Annotated in this window: 4 protein-coding genes; all 4 read right to left on the minus strand. The window is 31.7% G+C overall.

Annotation, left to right across the window (positions count from 1 at the left end; genetic code table 11):
- Positions 1 to 51: 51 nt before the first annotated feature.
- Entirely contained in the window at positions 52 to 306 is a 255-nt protein-coding gene (locus FJR05_RS11560; RefSeq protein WP_168644225.1) for a type II toxin-antitoxin system Phd/YefM family antitoxin, read from the minus strand.
- A 191-nt stretch (positions 307 to 497) separates the two neighbouring features.
- The gene (locus tag FJR05_RS11565; RefSeq protein WP_168644226.1) at positions 498 to 707 is read right to left on the minus strand and encodes an antitoxin; all 210 of its coding nucleotides are present in this window, start codon (positions 705 to 707) and stop codon (positions 498 to 500) included.
- A 4-nt stretch (positions 708 to 711) separates the two neighbouring features.
- A complete protein-coding gene (locus FJR05_RS11570) occupies positions 712 to 996 on the minus strand; it encodes a BrnT family toxin (RefSeq protein WP_168644227.1) in 285 nt (94 codons plus the stop codon).
- Positions 997 to 1,353: 357 nt separating this feature from the next.
- Positions 1,354 to 1,524 (minus strand): type II toxin-antitoxin system Phd/YefM family antitoxin, encoded by a 171-nt coding sequence (locus tag FJR05_RS11575; RefSeq protein ID WP_168644228.1) that lies wholly within the window; start codon positions 1,522 to 1,524, stop codon positions 1,354 to 1,356.
- Positions 1,525 to 1,787 lie beyond the last annotated feature (263 nt).

Here is a 1,787-nt window from a genome sequence, read left to right on the forward strand (position 1 = left end):
AATAGCCCCCCTATTCTCTCTCAAATTCACAATTTTTTGCTTGACAGACCACTAGTGAGCTGTTGGTTCAGGAAGTTTTAGTAGCTCTCTTTCTTCTAATATTGTGGTACTCATTGTACTCCCTTTTAAAACTATAGATTTTCTAAAAGAGTTTAAACTAGGAAATGCTTTTCTTGCCTGTTGTGGAGGAAGAATACGAGCTACTTCTTTCCCTTCTTTCATCAGAACAAATTGCTCACCTTTAGCTACTTGCTCCAGAATATTAGATAAATTTTTAGTAGCTTCTTCAATTGTAATCTGAGTCATAACTATCTCAATAGTTTACAAATGTACTCGAATTATCAGAGATAGATGTTTTGTAAATTTTATAGCGATTCCCGTCTAATTGAGGTACGGCAAGAAAGAATTAACCGGAGATAGATGAAACCCATTGATTTATGCTCCTATTTATTAGGGTAAGAAGTTGCTTGTAACCTAATTTACTGTTAAAGTTTAACTTATTTTAAAGATAATTTTCTCCTCGAAACTACACAATCTTGTAAATAAAGATTAATTAATTCTTGATAAGATATACCTTCTTCTTTAGCCATCATTTCAAAATATTCAATCACATCAATTCTTAAAGGAATAGTGACTTGTTCTTTTAACTGTTTAGCAAAAGGATTAGGTCTTTTTTGCATTTTTGAGAGATCATATTCTGGTTTCATTGGTTTATCTCCTATATTCTTTAGTTTCATTTTTAGTCGCTTTTCTGGCGGATATCATTCTAATTATAGAGTCTTCTTCTCGAAAACAATGTACTACGAGTAATATTCTCATTTTATAACTTATACCTAGAAGTAAAAAACGCTCTTCTTCTTCAGAGTGTTCTTCATCCCAAAATTGAACAGCATAATCATCAAAGAAAACTGATTCAGCTTCTTCAAAGGAAATACCATGTTTTTGCTGATTAATTTTATTTTTTTCTTCATCCCACTGAAAGGTTATTTTATTCATTATACTAAAAAAATCAGGCTCTTCGGTACTTACTATGCTAAATCATTTTGCCAAACCCCAAAATCCTTACTATATAAAGATTTTACGTTGATTCATCGGTGAATTTGACATAATTTGATATCAAAAACAATGAAACCCTTTATTTATAAGGTTTATAGGGTAAATAAACTCATACTTGGCATAACAACTACGGAAGAACCAAAAATCATTGAATCTGAAGTTGAAATGATTAAATAATCTTTAGGAACTTTAACAATTGTCATTAATTTATGCTCCTTTATCTTCTGAGATGAGATTAATTTCTATGATTACTTTTGTGCGGATGTTTAATATATCCATAGAGCAAATCAATGTAGATTATTTTCTAAAAGAGTTTAAACTAGGAAATGCTTTTCTTGCCTGTTGTGGAGGAAGAATACGAGCTACTTCTTTCCCTTCTTTCATCAGAACAAATTGCTCACCTTTAGCTACTTGCTCCAGAATATTAGATAAATTTTTAGTAGCTTCTTCAATTGTAATCTGAGTCATAACTATCTCAATAGTTTACAAATGTACTCGAATTATATAACAGAGATAGATGTTTTGTAAATTTTATAGCGATTCCCGTCTAATTGAGGTACAGCGAGAAAGAATTAACCGCAGATAGACGCGGATAAATTTGTACTTTGTTAGACTAGGAAATGCTATAGAAATGCGATCGCTAGATCGTGTTTCGCTATCGCACACAATAGATCAAATCGTAGTTTTTCACTCTCCCCCCACTTTCGAGAGTTTATAGGGTAGGTAGAAGT

Origin of the sequence: Dolichospermum sp. UHCC 0259 (genome assembly GCF_009711935.1) — a bacterium.
Lineage (GTDB): Bacteria > Cyanobacteriota > Cyanobacteriia > Cyanobacteriales > Nostocaceae > Dolichospermum.